Annotated in this window: 15 protein-coding genes; 6 read left to right on the top strand and 9 right to left on the bottom strand. The window is 68.7% G+C overall.

Going from position 1 to position 18,161, the window contains the following annotated elements; all coding sequences use genetic code 11:
- The first annotated feature begins 92 nt into the window (after window positions 1-92).
- Window positions 93-977, top strand: coding sequence for an SGNH/GDSL hydrolase family protein (locus ACFYTS_RS27905; protein WP_387308352.1), 885 nt, complete (start codon window positions 93-95; stop codon window positions 975-977).
- Here the strand turns inward: ACFYTS_RS27905 and ACFYTS_RS27900 are convergent.
- Window positions 938-2,944 (bottom strand): molybdopterin-dependent oxidoreductase, encoded by a 2,007-nt coding sequence (locus tag ACFYTS_RS27900; protein ID WP_387308350.1) that lies wholly within the window; start codon window positions 2,942-2,944, stop codon window positions 938-940. The two genes, ACFYTS_RS27905 and ACFYTS_RS27900, sit on opposite strands and share 40 nt — an antisense overlap.
- 215 nt (window positions 2,945-3,159) lie before the next feature.
- On the opposite strand from ACFYTS_RS27900, the gene ACFYTS_RS27895 reads away from it, so the two are divergent.
- Window positions 3,160-3,537 (top strand): hypothetical protein, encoded by a 378-nt coding sequence (locus ACFYTS_RS27895; RefSeq protein WP_357286816.1) that lies wholly within the window; start codon window positions 3,160-3,162, stop codon window positions 3,535-3,537.
- A 240-nt stretch (window positions 3,538-3,777) separates the two neighbouring features.
- Window positions 3,778-4,545 (top strand): DUF6319 family protein, encoded by a 768-nt coding sequence (locus ACFYTS_RS27890; protein WP_357286813.1) that lies wholly within the window; start codon window positions 3,778-3,780, stop codon window positions 4,543-4,545.
- Window positions 4,546-4,702: 157 nt separating this feature from the next.
- On the opposite strand, the gene ACFYTS_RS27885 is transcribed toward ACFYTS_RS27890, so the two are convergent.
- Window positions 4,703-6,220: a GGDEF domain-containing protein gene (locus ACFYTS_RS27885; RefSeq protein WP_357286810.1), complete on the bottom strand. Its 1,518-nt coding sequence runs from the start codon at window positions 6,218-6,220 to the stop codon at window positions 4,703-4,705.
- A gap of 271 nt (window positions 6,221-6,491) precedes the next feature.
- Here ACFYTS_RS27885 and galK point away from each other — a divergent pair, with 271 nt between their 5' ends.
- The gene (gene galK, locus ACFYTS_RS27880) at window positions 6,492-7,604 is read left to right on the top strand and encodes a galactokinase (RefSeq protein ID WP_387308347.1); all 1,113 of its coding nucleotides are present in this window, start codon (window positions 6,492-6,494) and stop codon (window positions 7,602-7,604) included.
- A 105-nt stretch (window positions 7,605-7,709) separates the two neighbouring features.
- Here galK and ACFYTS_RS27875 read toward each other — a convergent pair whose 3' ends face one another.
- From ACFYTS_RS27875 to ACFYTS_RS27855, 5 genes are all read right to left on the bottom strand, one after another.
- On the bottom strand, window positions 7,710-8,408 hold the full coding sequence (locus tag ACFYTS_RS27875; RefSeq protein WP_357286805.1) for a hypothetical protein: 699 nt from the start codon (window positions 8,406-8,408) through the stop codon (window positions 7,710-7,712).
- 133 nt (window positions 8,409-8,541) lie between these two features.
- Window positions 8,542-10,014: a PepSY-associated TM helix domain-containing protein gene (locus ACFYTS_RS27870; protein ID WP_387308345.1), complete on the bottom strand. Its 1,473-nt coding sequence runs from the start codon at window positions 10,012-10,014 to the stop codon at window positions 8,542-8,544.
- Between the two features lie 230 nt (window positions 10,015-10,244).
- Window positions 10,245-10,820 carry a hypothetical protein gene (locus ACFYTS_RS27865; protein ID WP_387308343.1) on the bottom strand — a complete coding sequence of 192 codons (576 nt, stop codon included), beginning with the start codon at window positions 10,818-10,820 and terminating at the stop codon, window positions 10,245-10,247.
- Window positions 10,821-10,963: 143 nt separating this feature from the next.
- Window positions 10,964-12,619: an acyl-CoA synthetase gene (locus tag ACFYTS_RS27860; RefSeq protein WP_387308341.1), complete on the bottom strand. Its 1,656-nt coding sequence runs from the start codon at window positions 12,617-12,619 to the stop codon at window positions 10,964-10,966.
- A 227-nt stretch (window positions 12,620-12,846) separates the two neighbouring features.
- Window positions 12,847-14,502, bottom strand: coding sequence for an acyl-CoA synthetase (locus tag ACFYTS_RS27855; protein ID WP_387308339.1), 1,656 nt, complete (start codon window positions 14,500-14,502; stop codon window positions 12,847-12,849).
- A gap of 459 nt (window positions 14,503-14,961) precedes the next feature.
- Here ACFYTS_RS27855 and ACFYTS_RS27850 point away from each other — a divergent pair, with 459 nt between their 5' ends.
- Window positions 14,962-15,768 (top strand): SDR family oxidoreductase, encoded by an 807-nt coding sequence (locus ACFYTS_RS27850; protein ID WP_357286790.1) that lies wholly within the window; start codon window positions 14,962-14,964, stop codon window positions 15,766-15,768.
- A 9-nt stretch (window positions 15,769-15,777) separates the two neighbouring features.
- Here the strand turns inward: ACFYTS_RS27850 and ACFYTS_RS27845 are convergent, their stop codons facing one another.
- Window positions 15,778-16,650: a serine hydrolase gene (locus tag ACFYTS_RS27845; RefSeq protein WP_387308337.1), complete on the bottom strand. Its 873-nt coding sequence runs from the start codon at window positions 16,648-16,650 to the stop codon at window positions 15,778-15,780.
- A gap of 295 nt (window positions 16,651-16,945) precedes the next feature.
- Here ACFYTS_RS27845 and ACFYTS_RS27840 point away from each other — a divergent pair, with 295 nt between their 5' ends.
- Window positions 16,946-17,467 (top strand): hypothetical protein, encoded by a 522-nt coding sequence (locus tag ACFYTS_RS27840; RefSeq protein ID WP_387308335.1) that lies wholly within the window; start codon window positions 16,946-16,948, stop codon window positions 17,465-17,467.
- Here the strand turns inward: ACFYTS_RS27840 and ACFYTS_RS27835 are convergent, their stop codons facing one another.
- On the bottom strand, window positions 17,468-18,136 hold the full coding sequence (locus ACFYTS_RS27835; RefSeq protein ID WP_387308394.1) for a YdcF family protein: 669 nt from the start codon (window positions 18,134-18,136) through the stop codon (window positions 17,468-17,470). It lies immediately after the preceding gene.
- Between the last annotated feature and the right edge of the window lie 25 nt (window positions 18,137-18,161).

Here is an 18,161-nt window from a genome sequence, read left to right as displayed (position 1 = left end):
TTTCAGCGAGCAGGACGACGGTCCAACTGCTAGGTTCCGCACTGAAAACAGTCCCTTCTTCGGTATTGGGACTGATCCAGGGGAGACCAGACATGAAGACCTCGCGCGCACTGCTCACCGCAGCCGCCCTCGCCGCCGTCCTGCCCGCGGGCGCCGTGTCCGCCGAACCACCCGCCACCACGGTCAACGAGTATGTGGCCCTGGGCGACTCCTGGGCCGCCGACGCCACCCTCAGCCAGCTCAGCACCGCGTTCACCCCCGCGCCCTGCGTGCAGAGCGCCCACAACTACGCCAAACAGGTGGCCGCGGCGCTGGCCGTGCCGGTCTTCCGCGACGCCACCTGCGGCGGCGCGGTCACCGCCAATATGACCCAGCCGCAGCACACCGTGCTCGGGTCCAACGCGCCGCAGTTCGACTCGCTGACCGAATCCACCGATCTGGTCACCCTCGAAATCGGCGGCAACGACGCGAATCTGGCGGCCATCGTCACCGACTGCATCACCCTCGACCCCGCCATCAGCCCCTGCCTGAACTCGATGGTCACCGACGGCGTCGACCGGATGTCGCAGAACATCGCCCGGACCGAGCCACGCGTGGCCGCCACCATCGCGGGCATTCGCGAACGCGCGCCACACGCCCGCATCCTGCTGCTCGACTACTTCGAAGGCATCGGCCTCGACGGCGGCTGCTGGCCGGTCATCCCGATCTCCGACGGCGACGCGGTCTGGCTGGGGCAGAAGCTGATCGAACTGCACACCATGCTCGAACGAGTCGCCTCGAGCACGGGAGTCGACTTCGTCGACACCTACGCGGGCAGCGCGGGCCACGACGCCTGCCGGCCCGTCGGCACCCGCTGGGTGGAGGGGCTGCTGCCGTTCTCCGGCAACCCGGTCGGCCTCGCCGTCCCCTTCCACCCCAACCAGCTGGGCGCGGACTATCAGGCCAGGCGCGTGCTGGAGCGGCTCGCCGCGTCCTGAACCCTCGAGTTCCGGGGGCGGATCCACACCCGGTTGTCGTGGAACACCGCGCCGCCGCCGAAATCCGAATCCCGTTCGGCGACGGTGGCGTTGACGGTGGCGCCGCCGGAATGCTTGGCCCAGCTGCCCTTCGGGGTCGCGGCCACACCCGGGCGGACCATGTCGGAGACCTCGGCGACGGCCTCGAAACTGCCGCGATCATTGCCGACCGTCACCGTATCGCCGTCGGCGATACCGCGCGCGGCCGCGTCATCCGGATGGATGGTGACGCGGAGTTCGCCTGCGCGGCGGCGCAATTCGGGATTCGAACCGAACCCGGTATTGAGGAAATAGTGTGACGCCGCCGAGATGAGCACCAGGCCGTCACCGGAATCCGCGGGCGGGGTGTATCCGGCCACCGGATCGTGGCCCGCCGCCACCTGGTCCGAGACGAACCGGAGCTTCCCGTCGGGCACCGGACCCGGCTCGATCTTCAGGAACCCGTCCGCGCGCAGCCGGTCCACGTCGTACTGTTTCAACAGCTGGTTCGCCAGCTCCTCATCGGACTCGTAGATCGCCGGCTCGGTCAGCCCCATGCGCCGGGCCAGCCGCCGGAAGGTCTCGGTGGTGGGCAGGCATTCGCCGGGCGGGGCCACGGCGGGCTCGTTCCAGACCAGATACAGATTGCCGTACGCGGCCAGCACATCGAGGTGCTCGGGCTGCATGGTGGCCGGGAGGACGATATCGGCGTAGTCGACCGTGTCGGTCGGGAAGTGTTCCAGCACCACGGTGAACAGATCCTCACGGGACAGGCCCTCGACCACCCGGCGCTGATCGGGGTTGGAGCCCACCGGATTCGCGCCGATCACGAACAGCGCGTGCACCGGTGGATCGTCCGGATCCAGCAGCGCCTCGCCCATCCGGGTCATCGACAGCGTCCGCACCGGATGCGGCAGCAGATCGAAACGGGTCAGGGCGTCGATGTCCAGGCGGAAGTGGCCGCTGGTCGAATAGTGCAGCCCGCCACCGGGGATCGCCCAGTCGCCGGTGACGCCGGGCAGACAGGCCAGGGTGCGCAGCGCCATGCCGCCGCCCGCGTGCCGCTGCATGCCCTGCGAGGCGCGGATCGCGGTGGGGCGGGTGGCGGCGATCCGTTCGCCGAGCGCCACGATGCGCTCGACCGGCACCCCGGTGACAGCGGCCGCTCGCTCGGGCGGGTACTCGGCGATACGGGACCGGAATTCGGGCCAGCCCTCGGTGTGGGCGGACAGGAACTCCTCATCCTGCGCGCCCAGCCCGACGATCACGTGCATGAGGCCCAGCGCGAGCGCGGCATCGGTGCCCGGCAGCGGGGCCAGATGCTCGTCACAGCGTTCGGCGGTCTTGGTGCGCACCGGGTCGATCGCGACGGTGTACGCGCCACTGTCCTGGATGAACTTCCAGACGTGATGGCCGGAGGTGAGCGGGTTGGTGCCCCACAACAGGATCAGCTTCGATTTCGCCAGGTCCTCGGGATCCATGCCGCCGGACGTGCCCAGCGTGTACCGCAACCCGACCGTGCCCGCGACCGAGCAGATGGTCGGGTCGTGGCCGGACGCGCCCAGCGCGTTGAAGAAACGCCGCCCGGAAAGGCCCTCCAGACCTTGGATGAAGCCGAGGCTGCCGGTGCCGTGGAACGGCCACACCGCTTCCCCGCCGTGCTCGGCGATGATCGCGGTGAGGCGGGTGGCGATCTCGTCGAGCGCCTCGTCCCAGCTGATCGGCTCGAACCGGCCCTCGCCCTTGCGGCCGACGCGGCGCAGCGGGCGGGTGAGGCGTTCGGGGGAGTGGACCTGCTCGAGGTAGCGGTTCACCTTGACGCACAGCGCGCCCCGGGTGACCGGATGCTCCTTGTTTCCGCGCAGGCCGGCGGCCCGGCCGTCCTGGACGTCCACCACCCAGGAGCAGGCGTCGGGGCAGTCGAGGGGGCATGCTCCCAGTACCTTCACGTACTAGATCGTATGCAGGGGCTCCGACACTCGCGAAAGGCGAGGATACGGCCGGTTTTCCAGCGCGACACGCCTATGCCGTCATGTGACGACACGCGGTCGAGCTGGGGTAGTCTCGGCCCGCGGCTAATCAGCCGCAACAGGAGTGCGGGGGCGGAAGTGCGCGGTGGAATGGGAGATTCATGATCACCCCCGGCCGAGGTCTAGTCGGTGTCGTGTCAGGATGCGCGGCGCTGCTGACCGGGTGCGCGCACGGCGGACACGGCGAAGCCGCGCACACGCACCAGTCCAATGCCGAGCGGTCTGTCGGCGACACCGCCGAGATGCAGCGCAGCGCCTTCGTCACCGCCTGCGCGGGCACCTCCGCGGGCTGGCAGGCGACCGCCGTGGTCAGCAACCGGGATGTGGTGGAGCACCGGTATCTGGTGGTGATCAGCTTCCAGACGCCCGAGTCCGCGGATCTGGAACGCACGCGCACCGAGGTATTGGTGGCGCCCGGCGCGACCCAGGACTTCACCACCGAAACGCTGCTGGATCCGGTGGCCCGGCCACAGACCGTGCGGTGTGTGCTGCGCGGTGTCGAGCAGCTCTGATCGATACTCGCTATTCGGGCGCGGGTCGGATGGGTCCGTCACGAAAGTTGCGCGGGGACAGGGGCGGACGCCTAGGATCACCAGCGCCGGCCATGCTCCGTGGGCCGCACCAGTAGGAATAGCTGAAGGATCACTGACCGTGCGTGGGTGACCAGGCGCGTTCTCCGGATGTGGATTTGTCGGTGCCATGGTGCATGCTCTTGGCACGCAGCTGTCCGCCCCGTCCGTCCCGGAGTGCCCATGTCGACCCGTACCAAGCCACAGCCCTTGTCGGATACCGAGATTCGGGAGATCGCCGCGGAAATCGACGCTGGCAGACCGCCTATGGTGTGGTTCACCGCGGCGGCGGTCGGTGTTCCGGAAGGTCGTTCCGGCAAGGTGATGTCCCTCGGCGATCCGTCCGAGGGTGATTTCCTGCAGGTGAAGCCGACGGGCTCGAAGGACGTGCTGTCCTTCGGTCCCACCGAGGTGACCCTGACCAAGCCGGCCCGGCAGAACCCGGCCAAACCGGCCACCGCGCCGGCCTCCGCCGCCAAACCGGCGAGTGCAACCCCCAGAACGGCAACCAGGAAGGAACCGACCGTGACGATGTCGTCCCCCGCGACGATGCCGGCCGCCGCGCCGAGCACCCCGCCCGCTCCGGAAGCCACCCCGCAACCGGCCGCCGAGGCCGCCGCCGAGGCCAAGAAGGCCTCGCGCCCGGCCCGCAATGCCGCCGCCACCGCGTCGGCCGCCCGCAAGCCCAAGGCTCCCGAGGTGACGGTCACCCTCAGCGGCACCGCCGAGGGCGAGTGGACCCTCGATGTCGTCAACGGCAAGAAGCGCACCATCCGCGGCCTGGCCGTGCCCAGTTCGGCTGTCTCCCAGGCCGCCAAGATCCTGCACCCCGAGGTGTCGGAGGTCGTGGATTCCATCCTGGAGTCGGTGCGCGCCTCCCAGCGCGCCAAGGTCGAGCAGCTGCAGGCCGAGCTCGAGTCGGCGCGTCGGTTATTGGAAGACCTGGCCTGAGGGCGGGGCGTCCCAGCCTGAGGGCTGACGGCCCAACCCTTTTCGTGTGGGTTGGGCCACAACTCCCGCGTCGGTCGGGCGTGACCGCCGAGCGGGGGGTCGAGTGAACTTCTCCCCAGCGCGAGTCAGCGCCGTGTACGCGTCGGCTACCGCGTGCTCACACCGCGGATTCGCGCTGCCAGGTGCGGGGGCCCGCCTCGGGGCGGTTGCGACGCAAGTCGTCGTGGAAGATATAGCCGAGGGAGTATTCCTTGGCGTGGTACATGGCCGAATCCGCCTCGCGCAGTAGCTCGTAGACGGTGGTCTCGGTCTCGCGCGGTTTGGAGCACGCGATGCCGATGCTGGCCGCGATGCGCACCTCGGCCGCGCTCAACTCGAACGGTTCGCCCAATGTGGCCAGCAGGCGTTCGGCCAGCTGCAGGGCGTGCGGCCGGGCCAGCGGGGCCAGCACCACGAATTCGTCTCCGCCGTAGCGGGCGGCCGCGTCGTCGCGGCGGATCACCCGGCGGATGCGGGCCGCCGCATTGGCGATGAGCTCATCACCCACCGCGTGACCGTAGTTGTCGTTGACCCCCTTGAATCCGTCCAGGTCGATGAACAGCAGCGCGAGCGGCTGTCCGGCCCACCGGTCCCGATTACGATGCAGCGCCCGCAGCAGGGCGGCGCGGTTCAGGAGTCCGGTGAGCATGTCGTGGTCTGCCTGATACTGCGCGCGCCGCTCGCTGCGGGCGCTGCGTTCGATGGCGCGCTCGCTGCGTAGCAGCACGCCGGCTAGTAGCAGCGCGAACAGCGACGAGACCACGGTGCGGTCCAGGGTGTCCAGGCTGGAGCCGACCACCGGCACCAGCGAGGCCACGATCATGACGATGGCGATGATGCTGGCCCGCTGCCGGGACCGGTGCGGGTGGATATCGCGCGGCCCGCCGAGCACCACCATGCTGGGGTGCAGCGCGGCCGCGCCGATCAACGTGAATCCCAGCTGCAGCGGCAGCAATTGGATCTGGCGGCCGATCACCGCCGAGCCCGCGGTCTCCAGGTTGTAGGCCAGGTCGCCGGCGAGGATCACCAGCATGGCCAGATGCACCAGGCGCAGTGAGGTTTCCGAGCGTGCCGAGGTGATCACCGAATGCACGATCACCGTGAGCAGCAGCGCGTCCACGATCGGGTCCGCGACGCAGGTGACGGTGGTGAAGTCCAGGTCCCGGGACATGTGCAGCACCGGCGAGATGAGGAAGGTCCACGACAGCAGCAGCGCGCCCAGCCCGATCAGCCCGGAATCGAGCAGCAGGTCGTGGTCGGTGCTGTTCTGGCGCGGGCGCAACCACAGCACCGCGGCCACCCCGACACAGCAGTAGCCGCTGAGGGTGAACAGGTCGTCGAAGGGGTGCCGCTGGGAATCGGAGATGTGGCGCAGCGCGGTGCCGATGGCGAATTGCACGGCGGCCGCGGAGAGCAGGTACCACGGCAGTGGATGGCGGGGGCGGAACTTGCGCACCCCCATGCCGATCATGGTGAGACTGATGGCCACCGACACGAACAGCGTGCCCAGCGCCACCGCCTTGGCGTTGATCACCATGGGTAGGCCGAGAATCAGTACGCCGCAGATGAACAGGACGGTGCGCCAGCAGATGTTGAAGCGCCGCGGCCGTTCGGCCGGATGTACTTCTGTTCCCACCAGCCCCCCTGTCCGAGCAGTACTCGAAAAGACACCGCCGATCATCAACCGTGTGTTGCGGTACGAGCATAGGTCCCCGCGCTGCGGTGGCGGAGTGCCCGGTCGAGAAAGGCGCTGCCACTTATTGGGCAACCGAACCGATCATGACATGAAAGCGGGCGGTCCGGATGGGAGTTCGGCGAACCCGCAGGGCCGCTTTCGGGAGACTCGCTATGCTCCCCGCAGATCGAACCGTACGCCCCGCACGCCCCGGTGAAGAGGAGCCCGACACGTGGAATCGACTGCGGGACGCTGGTGGGCTCCCGGACGGGTCAACCTGATCGGCGAGCACACCGACTACAACGACGGGTATGTCCTGCCCCTCGCGCTGCCGCTGGGCACGACCTGCACCGCCGGCGCCAGACCGGATGGCGTGCTGCGCCTGAGATCTGAGCAGGCGCCCGGCGACACGGTCGACACGACAACCGCGGATCTGTCCACCGCGGGCTGGTCCGGCTTCCCCGCGTGGTCCCGCTACCCCTTGGGCGTGATCCGGGAGTTCGAGCGCCGTGGCCACGAGATCCGCGGCCTGGACATCGACCTCGACAGCACCGTCCCGATCGGTGCGGGCCTGTCTTCCTCTGCCGCCCTGACCTGTTCGGTCGCCATCGCCGTGCGGGACCTGTTCGCCCCCAGCGTCTCCACCGCCGACCTCGTCGACATCACCCGCACCGCCGAGAATGTCTACGCGGGCGTCCCCACCGGCGTTCTCGACCAGTCCGCCGCCCTGCTCTGCACCCCCGGCCACCTCGTCTTCCTCGACACCCGCACCGGCAAGGCCGACCACATACCCTTCGATCTCGCCCGCTTCGGCCTCACCCTCCTCATCGTCGACACCGGCGCGCCCCACCGCCTCATGGACAGCGCCTACGCCACCCGCCGCGCCGAATGCGCCGCCGCCGCAGCCCAACTCGACGTCCCCGCCCTCCGCGACGTCCCCACCGCCGCCGAAGTCGACCGCCTCCCCGACCCCGTCCTCCGCCGCCGTGCCCGCCACGTGATCACCGAAAACGCCCGTGTCCTGCGAATAGCCGAACAATTGCGCGCCGGAGCCGACCCCCGCACCATCGCCCCCCTCCTCACCGCCGGCCACACCTCCCTGCGAGACGACTTCGAAGTCTCCGCCCCACCCCTCGAAACAGCGGTGGCCGCAGCCCTCACCGCCGGCGCCCACGGCGCCCGCCTCACCGGCGCGGGCTTCGGCGGCAGCATCCTCGCCCTGATCGACGAAGACCGCGCCACCCCGGCGTCCCGCCTCATTCGAGAGTCGCTGACCGCCAAGGGATTCCCCACCCCGCACATCTTCACCGCCACCGCCTCTGCCGGTGCCCACCGTCTGGCCTGACCGCGGTCCAGGCACCCCGCCCTCCGGCCGTGTAGCACACCCGGGCGGTGTGCCCGCCAGCCGATCCCTGATGCGGTGATCGGATGGCGGGCAGCGGTTTTCGGGTTACTTGGCGGGCTTGATCGACGGCTGGTTGATCGTCGTGAAGTACTGGACGGCGGCGGCGATGGCGAACGGGGCGGTGACGAAGACCTGGCCGGCAATGGTGCCGAGGAAGCCGACCGCGGCGGCGCCTGCGATGCAGCCGGCGAGGGGGCCCGCGCCGAACATGGTCAGCAGGGCGCCGGTGAGGGCGGTGCCGGCGACACCGCCGATCAGGCAGCCCAAGGCCGCGCCGCCGAGACCACCGGTCAGGGTGCCGATGGTGGCGCCCATGGACAGGGTGCTGGTCATGCGGCTCCAGGCGGCCTGCTCACGCTCGTAGTCGGTCTTCCACGGGGCGCTGTTCTCGAAGGGGAGGGCGACCGGCTTGTAGGTGGCGTGCGCGAGGTCGATCTGCGGCGTCAGGGTGGCGACGCGGTCGTGGATCTCGGTGGCGATGGGGAAGACGAAATCGTCCACACGGAGGGACAGTTCGGTTCCGGCGACCGTGGTGCCGTCCGCGGCCTTGATGGTGAACACGCCGTTCTCGACGCCCATGGAACCGGCGTCGGTGCGGATGACCACGTCCTTGTCGCTGCTGGTGGCCGTGTAGTTGATGGCGCCGGCGTCCGCGGGGGCGGGGGCGGCGTTCACGGTTCCGGCGGTGACGCCCAGGGCGGTGGTCACGAGGGCGGCGGACACGGCGAACTTGTTGAGCTTCATCAGTTTTCGATCTTTCGTCGGTGCGGGTCAGAGGCCGCATGAGAGGCGCAGGTCGCGGTCGCGCGAGCTGCGAAAGGGTGCAAGGGTTCGGCGGCACGGCCCGGAGGCCGTGTCGCTCGGTGGATTTCGGTGCCTAGGCGGTCTTGGCGCGCACGCGGGCTCCCACTCCCACGAGCACGTCGATCACCAGGAAGGCCAGCAGCGGGAGGCCGATCATCGGCACGAACCAGCCGACCACGGCGGCAGCGGCCGCCAGCGGCAGCAGCACGATCAACGGAGTCTGCGCGATCGCGCGCCGCGGAGCCTTGCCCACGGCCAGCTTCGACTCCTTGGTCGGGCGACGACGCCACCACATGAGGTAGCCGCGCACGATCACCGTGCCCAGCCCGATCATCGCCGCCAGCAGCAGCAGCTGATTGACCAGGCCGAACAGCAGGCCCATATGGAACTGGATGCCCCAGTTGGTGAGCTTGGCCATCAGCGGCCAGTCGGCGTAGGGCAGCTTGGCGGTGACATTGCCGGTCGCGCCGTCCACCGCGATGGCATCGCGGGTGTACTGCCCCGGACGCCGCAATTCCTGCGCGACGAAAGCCATGCCGTCCTTGGCCGGAATGCTGATCTCCAGCGGTCCCTCCAGGCCGTTGGCGCGGGCGACGCCGTACACGGTGTCGGCCAGTGCCGCCTTGCCCGCCGGGGGCGTCGCCGCGGGCGCGTTGCCGTGCCCGTCGTGCTCGCCGCCCGCCGGCTTGGCCGGACCGGTCGATCCCGGCAGCTTGGCGTTCACCGCGGGGGTCTGCCAGCTCATGGCCTTGCGCAGCTCGGTCACGTTCTCACCCGCGTACTTCGACCAGGTCATACCGGTGGCCGACAGCAGCAGGAGCAACGGCAGGATCCAGACGCCCACCACCGCATGCCAATTCACTGTGCGCGCGCGGGGCCGCGACCGATCCGGACGCAGCAGCCAACCGGCCGAGCGCTTCTCGCGCCGCGCCCGCACCCGCCGGTACCAGAGCACCAGCCCGGCCAGAGCGACCAGCCACATCCAGGACGCGGCGATCTCGCTGTAGAAGCGCCCGACCTTGCCCAGGTGCAGATCCTTGTGCAGCTTGTCGATCCAGGTGCGCAGGGGCAGCGCGCCCGAACTGCCGTAGACGACGTCATCGCCCACCGTCTGCGCGGTGACCGGATCGACGAACACGGCCCGGCGCTCGGACTCACCCAGCGACGGATCGCTGAAGATGACGCATGTGGTGTCGCCGGCGTTCTGGCCGGGAGCGACGGCCACCAGCGTCAGCGCAGGCTCGACCGCCTGCGCGGCTGCGATCTGCTCCTTCAACGGCTTGGCCGGGCCCGTCGAATCGGTGTGCAGCAGACCGCTGGAGGTGATGTTCTCCAGCGTCGGCGAGATCGCGTACAGCGCGCCGGTCACGGCCGCGATCAGGATGAACGGTGCCACGAAGACGCCGGCATAGAAATGCAGCCGCAGCATGAGCGCCTGGAAGGCATTCCCCGCGCCGCGTTTCGGGGACTTCCCGGACGCCGGTTCCGGCGTCGGGGCAGGGGAGGGCGGCGGTGTCGTCTCGACACCGCTGTCAGTGATTGTCACCAGTGGTCTTTCGGGTTCGAGTGAACACCCGGGCCGCGGAGAACCTGGACACGTCGATGCGGCGCCGGTCCGGGCAGCCCATGACCCCCTCGTAGCGCGCACGCGACTGCCAACGCGGCGCACACCGGTCATGGGATACCGGGACGCGGATGTCATCACCGCGACGGTCGCGGGAACACAGCGATGTCACACGGACGCGAAAGTCCGTGTGCCCGGATGGAAGTAAGGAATCAGCCTCGAACGAGCGCGGGTGGACCACGCGTGCGGAAGACGTCGGCCGCGAAGATGCGCAGCACGACCAGATCCCGGTGCGGGATGGGCAGCAGCGGCGGCCCCGACAGCACCGGCAGCGAAACGGGCAGCGGCAGCACGCGGGCCAGCACCGTGGTGCCGATCCGGTAGGCCGCCTCCGCGCCCAGGATGACCACGGCCGCCACACATGCGGCCGTGATGTGCGCGCCCAGCATGGCCGGACTCCACATCGAGGCGGTGTGATGCATGTGGTGCATGCTCCCCGGCGAACCCCACATCATGGCGAAGTGCCCGAGCAGCTGTCCGCCGATCAACGCGACCACCAGGCCCGCGACGGTGGAGCGCAGCGCGTGCACGCTCGCCACCGCCGCGCCGACCGTGGCCGAGGCGGCGACCAGCAGCGTCAACGGCCCCGATTCCAGGGGCGCGGCCCCCGAGATCCAGCCGTGCGCGGCCATCGCGAGCGCCCCGGAAACCGAACCGGCCGCCCCACCGCGCAACACCGCAGCATCACTGCGGAATTGCGCCGTACGGCGGCCGGATTCGAAACTCACGCGCTGATAATAGCGATCGCGGTTTTGCTCAGACGCTCGTGCCCCGCTGCCGGGCGGCGGGGCACGAAAAGAACTGGCTACGAGAGTCTTCCGCACTCGGTCGGAGCGCGGAAACCGCTGGTCGCGAACCTGCGGCGAAGATCCTAGTTCTCGGTGATCTCCATCTCGATGAGCGGCTTGCGCAGCAGTTTGCCGGTGGCATTGCGCGGCAGCTCGTCGAGGAAGATGACCTCGCGCGGCACCTTGTACCGGGCCAGGTTCTCCTTCACGTAGTCCTTGATCTCCTGTACGTCGCGCTTGGAGTCGGGGCCGGGGACCACGATGGCGCGCAGCCGCTTGCCGAAGTCGCGGTCGTCGACGCCGACCACCGCGGCCTCGAGGACGTCGTGCCGGTTGGACAGCAGGTTCTCGACCTCCTGCGGGAAGACGTTCTCGCCGCCGGAGACGATCATGTCGTCGTCGCGGCCGTCGATGAACAGCAGCCCGTCGGTGTCGAAGTGGCCGACGTCGCCGGAGGACATCAGCCCGTCCACGAACTCCTTGGTGCGGCCGTCGGTGTACTGCTTGAACGAGTGCCCGTTCTCGATGAAGACCGTGCCGGTCACGTTCGGGGCGGTGATGCGCTTGCGGTTCTCGTCGTACAGCGCGACGCGAATACCGACCGGGGCCTTGCCTGCGGTGGTCGGGGCCTTGCGCAGCTCGCTCGGGGTGGCCACGGTCATGACCGCGCACTCGGTGGAGCCGTACACGTTGTAGAGGGTCTCGCCGAAGTAGTCGAGGGTGCGGGTGACGACGTCCGGCGGGATCGCCGAGCCGGCCGCGAAGATGACGCGCAGGGTCGCCTTCGGGTCGTACTTGGCGAGGGTCTCCTCCGGCAGGTCGAGGATGCGCTGCAGCATGGTCGGTACCACGGTCAGGCCCTGCGCCCGGTACTTCACCAGGTTGGCGAGGGTGGTCTCCGGGTCGAAGCGGCGCTGCTGGAACACCACCCGGTTGCCCAGCGCGATCGACAGCGTGAACTGCGACAGGCCGGTGGCGTGGAAGATCGGGGCGGCCATCACGACGGTGCTGTTGCGCGGCAACGGGATTCGATCCAGGAACTGGGCCGTGATGAACGGCGACACCTTGTCGCGCGGCGCGCCCTTGGGGGTGCCGGTGGTGCCCGAGGTCAAGATGACCATGCCGCCCGGCTTCTCCGGCGGCGCCAGCGGCGCGGTGGATTGACCGGCCGCGACCGACTCGATGGTCGGGATCGACGGGTCGGCATTGTCCTTCTCGTCGACCCAGGTCAGGATGCGCGGAATCTCGGCCGGGATGGCCGACATGAGGTCGAAGAACTCGCTGTCGTGCAGCACCGCCTTGACCTTCTCGCGGACCGCCACATCGGTGAACTGCGGCTTGGCGAAGCCGGTGTTCATCAGCACCGCGCGCACGCCCAGCTTGCCGGCGGCGACCAGGCTCAGCACCATGCCGCGGTGGTCGCGGGCCAGCACGCCGATCACGTCGCCGGGGCCCAGGCCCTGCGCGACCAGGCCACGGGCCAGCGCGGTCGACTGCTTGTCGAGTTGCTCGAAGGTGAGCTCGCCGCGCTCGTCGACGATGGCCGCGGACTTCGGATGGGTGTTGGCGGCGTGCACGACCGCGCCCGCGAAGGGGCCGAACTTCAACACGTTGATCGCCGAGCGCACCGCGTGATCAGGGCGCAGCGGATTGAACAGTCCCCCTCGGACCATGGCGTTGACGCTCAGTGCGGTATCGCCGGCCTTGCGTAGAACCGTGCCCGCCGATGGAAGTGACATGGGTACAACCTTCCGCGGTCCCCCTGCCGGACGAGTCCGCCGACGGACCACAACATCGAGATCCAGTGCGGTGCTAACCCTAGCAAGCGCAGGCAGCGAGGATGTGGCCGAGGTCTCCGTTACTCGCGGTTACGAATAAATCTCGCAGCTCGTGGTGTGTATCCCAGGATTGCCACCGTGTCGCGGTGAGCGGGACCGGGAAGGCGTGGGTAAGCGCCGCCCGTGATTCAGGCCGCGGGCGGCTCGTATTCGACCAGGACGCGGCGCAGCAGCTTGCCGGTCGCGTTGCGGGGGAGATCGTCGAGGAAGAAGACGTCGCGCGGCACCTTGTAGCGGGCCAGGTTCGCCTTCACATGCGCCTTGATCTCCTCGGCGTCGAGTTGCGCGCCGGGCTCGGGAACCACGAACGCGCGCAGCCGCTTGCCGAACTCGACATCGTCCACGCCGACCACGGCCGCGTCGAAGATGTCGGGCCGCTCCAGCAGCAGGTTCTCGACCTCCTGCGGGAAGACGTTCTCCCCGCCGGAGACGATCATGTCGTCGTCGCGGCCGTCGATGAACAGCAGTCCGCGGTCGTCGAAATGCCCGACGTCGCCGCTGGACATGTAGCCGTCGATGACTTCCTTCTTGCGGCCGTCGGTGTAGCCCTTGAACGGCGAACCGGAGCGGACGAAGACGCGGCCGGTGACATTCTTGGCCAGCATGCGGCGGCCGTCGTCGTCGAACAGCGCCACCTCGCAGGTGAGCGGGGCCTTCCCGGCCGTGCCCGGGGCCACGGTCAGATCCTCCGGCCGCGCCACCGACGCGATCGCGCACTCGGTGGAGCCGTAGAGGTTGTAGAGCACCGGGCCGAACACCTCGGCCGTGCGCATCGACAGCTCCGGCGACAACGCGGACCCGGCCAGCACGATCCCCTTCAGTGAGGATGTGTCGTACTTCTGGCGAATCTCCTTGTCCAGCTCCACCATTCGATGCAGCATGGTCGGCACCGCCACCAGCATGTCCGCCTTGTGCTCAGCGATCAGGCGCAGCGTGCGCTCGGCGTCGAAGCGGCGGGTGGTCACCACCTTGTTGCCGAACGCGCACCCGGTCAGCCAGGTCGCGAAGCCGGTCGAATGGAAGATGGGGGAGACGATCACCATCGTGCCCCGATGCGGGAAGTCGATGCGGTCCACCATCTGTACGGTCGACAGCGGCCCGGTGCGGTCGCGCGGCGCGCCCTTGGGCAGGCCGGTGGTGCCGGAGGTGAGGATGATGAAGCCGCCCGGCTTCTTCGGCGCGGGCAGCGGCGTCTTCGCGTTGGATTCGATCAGCTCGTCCAGAGTCTTCGCGCCGGACGGTATTTCGGCGCCCTCGTCGACCCAGGTCAGGACTCGGGGCAGCTCCTCGGGCAGGGCGTCGAGCAGGCCGAGGAATTCGCTGTCGTGCAGGACGACTCGCACATTCTCGCGCTCACACACCTGCGCGAACTGGGGTTTGGCGAAACCGGTGTTCATCAGCGCCAGCCGCGCCCCGATTTTGCCCAGGGCGGCCATGGTGAGAATCAGTCCGCGGTGGTCGCGGGCCAGCACGCCCACCACGGTGCCGGGGCGGACGCCGTTGCGCTGCAGGCCGCGGGCCAGCGCGTTGGACTGCTGATCCAGCTCGCGGTAGGTGAGTTCACCCCGCTCGTCGGCCAGGGCGGGCAGATCCGGAAACATGCGGGCCGCCCGGCGCACCGCCGTCGCAGGTGGTCCGAAAACCCTTGCGTCTCTGAGCAATCGCACCGTCTCCACCGGATCCGACGGGTCGCTCAACCCCAATTCTCGCAACCGTCGCAGTCCCTTGAGCGCCTCGCCGGTGTGCGCCATGCGCTGCCGAGTCGAATGCAGAACCGAGGCCATGCGGACCACCTCCGTTGACGAGACGCCCGCCGCCCACCCGACGACGGTAGCGCCACCGTAACAGGGGTATGTGACGCCGGTTACACATTTTCGGTCACATCGGGCATCGGTATGATTCGCGAAATTGTCCGGATTGTTAACCCTGCCGTCGCGCGGACGTCACTCTCATCGCCCAGGCTGCGTGTTTCCCGCTCTCGAACCGATGAGGAACTCAAATGGAACTTCTCGCCGTGCTTGCCAACATCGTCACCGCCCTGGGTACCGGGAGTGCCGCGCTGACGGCGCTGTAGGCAGAACGCATGAAACAGCCCGCCGAGGGGACCGGCGGGCTGTTCGCGTTTCCGGGGTGTCAGGAGAAATGGCGCGGACTGCCCGCGGCTCGGCCCGAACCGGTCGCGAGCCTGCATCGAACCGCGTGAACCCGACCCCGGGGCGGGGGAATCGCCGCAGAATCAGGAGATGAGCGACCTCTTCGACTACTCCGGCCGGACGGTATTCGTGGCCGGTGGCACCAGCGGTATCAATCTCGGTGTGGCTCAGGCGTTCGCGCGGGCGGGGGCCTCGGTGGGGGTGCTGTCGCGCTCGCCGGACAAGGTGCGCGCCGCCGTCGACTCGATCGGGGAGAACGGGGGCACCGTGCTCGGCTTCGCCGCGGATGTCCGCGACTACGAAGGGGTGGCGCAGGGGATCGCCGCCATCTGCGGGGAACTGGGGGAGCTGGACGTGCTGGTGTCCGGGGCGGCCGGGAACTTTCCCGCTGCCGCGGACACCCTGTCGGCGGGCGCGTTCGCGGCGGTCGTGGACATCGACCTGAAGGGCACCTTCAATGTCCTGCGCGCCGGCCGCGAACATCTGCGCGCGCCCGGGGCGTCGGTCATCACCATCTCCGCGCCGCAGTCGACCATTCCGATGGCGATGCAGGCCCACGCGTGCGCGGCCAAGGCGGGCGTGGACATGCTCACCCGATGCGCGGCGCTGGAATGGGGGCATCACGGCATCCGGGTCAACGCGGTGGTGCCGGGGCCGATCGAGGACACCGAGGGCATGGCGCGGCTGGCGCCTACGCCCGCGATGGCCGATCTGGTGACCGGATCGGTGCCCATGGGCCGGTACGGCACCGCCCAGGAGATCGCCGACTGCTGCCTGTGGCTGGCCTCGCCCTACGCCGCCTACGTCAACGGCGCGATCATCCCCGTCGACGGCGGCTGGTCCCTGGGCGGCGCGTCCGAGGTGTTCACCGCCATGCGAAACATGTTGGCGGGCTGAACTTCCCGCTCAGTGCCCGCCCGCCGCGATCTTCTTCGGATCGATGAACGACTGCAACGGCGACAGATGCGTATACGTGTCGAGCAACGCCCGTCCCAGCGCGGCGTGCGCTTCCACCACCGGATTCGTGGCCCCGTAATTGTCGGCGTCGGGAGCCTGATCGGCGAAGAACGAGAACACCACCGACGGGGCTCCGGCCTCGTCGAACATGACGCCCGTGTCGTGCCGTCTATCATCGGACGCACCGTGTTTCGTGGCGAAACGGGCCCGCTCCTCCGACGACATGTTGCGCCGGACGCCGTCGGTGTAGCCGACCGACGTCCACGCCATGATCCGCAGCACCGCCTGCGTCGACTCCTGCGACAGCAAGGTCCCCGAAGCCAGCCGATACAACAGGTCATTGTTCTCGCGCGCCGTGGTGACGCCCAGATAGAACCGGCTCTCCCCGGGCAATGGCTCCACACGAGTCTGCTTGAACCCCAGTCGATCCAGGGTCTCGTTGACCTGATCCCCCGACACGAACCGCGACAGCAGTCGCACCGCGGTGTTGTCCGAGACCTGCAGCATGGTGGTCAGCAGATTCGCGACGGTCAGCTGATCCCCGAACGCGGCCTGATTCAAATACAGCCCGCTGCCCTCGGCGATGATATCGGCGTCCAGCGTCGTGGTGTCCGACAGCTTCACCCGCCCCGCGTCGACCTCGCTCATGAGCGCCGCCATCACCGCCAGCTTCTGCACGCTGGCGCCCTCGATCACGAAGTCGGCGTCCTCCTCCACGACCGGCACCGGCGTCCCCGAGCCCAGATCGGTCACCAGGCAATGCCAGCGGCCGCCGGCGACTCTGGTGATCGCCCGGTATTGCGCGTCGAACGCGGGCCCCACGACCGGTACCCCGGCCCGGCCGACCGCAGCCGGTATCAACGCACCCGCCGTCAGAGCCCCTGCCCCCAATAGCATTCGCCTACTGAATCCACGCACCGCCGAAACCTATCCGCGCAGATCACATTTCGGCAACCGCCGCGCCGCGTCCGCACCGCCGGTTTCACCTGTATCACCTGGTCGCCTGACCGCTACCGGACCTCGAGAATTCCCTGTGATTCCCGGATTGCCGGCAGTATCCTGATCCTGCCGCTTCGCCCGAGCGGCCACTGTGCGTGATCGACCAGGGGAGGCGCGCATGTCCGACCGGGCAGGCGTAGCGATCGCAGTAGCCGTCATCGGCGCGGCGGCCACCATCGGTGCGGCCTTGATAGCCGTCGGCGCCTTCGGCGATATCCACTTCGGTTCCGGCAACGCCGACCAGCCCGCCACCGTCGTCGTGAACGGAAACGGGAACGGAACCGGCACGGGAAACGGACATGGAACCGACACGGGCAAAACGGATTCAAAAGGCCCAACTGCCGACCAAATGGCCTCCTTCATCCGCAGCTACTACGCCCAACTCCCATCGGGCACGGACTCCGCCTGGAACCAGCTCTCCTCGTCGTACCAATCCCAGAGCGGCGGCTACGCCGGCTACACCAAATTCTGGTCCACCGTCACCACGGTCCAGGTCGGCTCCATCACCAACACCGACTACCGAACCAGCACCGCCACCCTCACCTACACCTACGCCACCGGCAAAACCCAGACCGAGAAACGGTGGCTCCGAGTCGAATACGTCAACTCCAAGCTCCAGATAACCGCCTCGGGAACCTGATCACCCCTCGGCCAGCAGCCGCCGATCGAACCCGGCTGCAACGAGCCGTCCGTACGCCGCCCTGACCTCGTCCGGCACATCCTGGTCGATCGCCCACCCTCGCGCCGGATAGGCCCACACCCGCTGAGTATCACCGACGAGCATGTTCATCACCCGCTCCACGTCGCCGATGCTCGCCACGTAGTCGTCCAGCGCGAGCGGCAGCGACCCGCACCGGACATCGACTGTCGGCCAACGCTTCCGGCAGATCGCAAAACTCCGCCGCTGGTGATACGGCCGCGCGATCAACATCACCGACCCGATCGATTCGAGCAGCCCCCGCTCCGCGAGCAGATCGCGCGTGAACTCGATGTTCTCCCCGGTATTCGTGGCCCGGGTCTCGACCAGGATCGCCTCGCCGGGCACCCCGAGCCCAATGGCGTGCTCCCGGAAGTGAACCGCCTCCCCGCGCGGGAACAGCTCCCTGGTCGAAGGTCCATGTGCCCCCGTGAACACGATCAACGGAAACACTCCGGCGTGATAGAGCTCAGCCGCGTAGGAGGCGACCCCGATGTCGTGCCCACCGAGCCCGACCCCCACATCAACCGGCCGCACCGCGTGCCCCATCCGATTGAACTCCCAGAGGATCTCCACATCCGCCCGATGTTCCTCGGGCAGCCTCACCACCATCCCCACCTCCTGGACCTGGCCCGCC

Origin of the sequence: Nocardia sp. NPDC004151, from assembly GCF_042874235.1 — a bacterium.
Classification (GTDB): domain Bacteria; phylum Actinomycetota; class Actinomycetes; order Mycobacteriales; family Mycobacteriaceae; genus Nocardia.
Note: the sequence above shows the minus strand (reverse complement) of the source record. Positions and strands in the feature narration are given on the sequence as shown.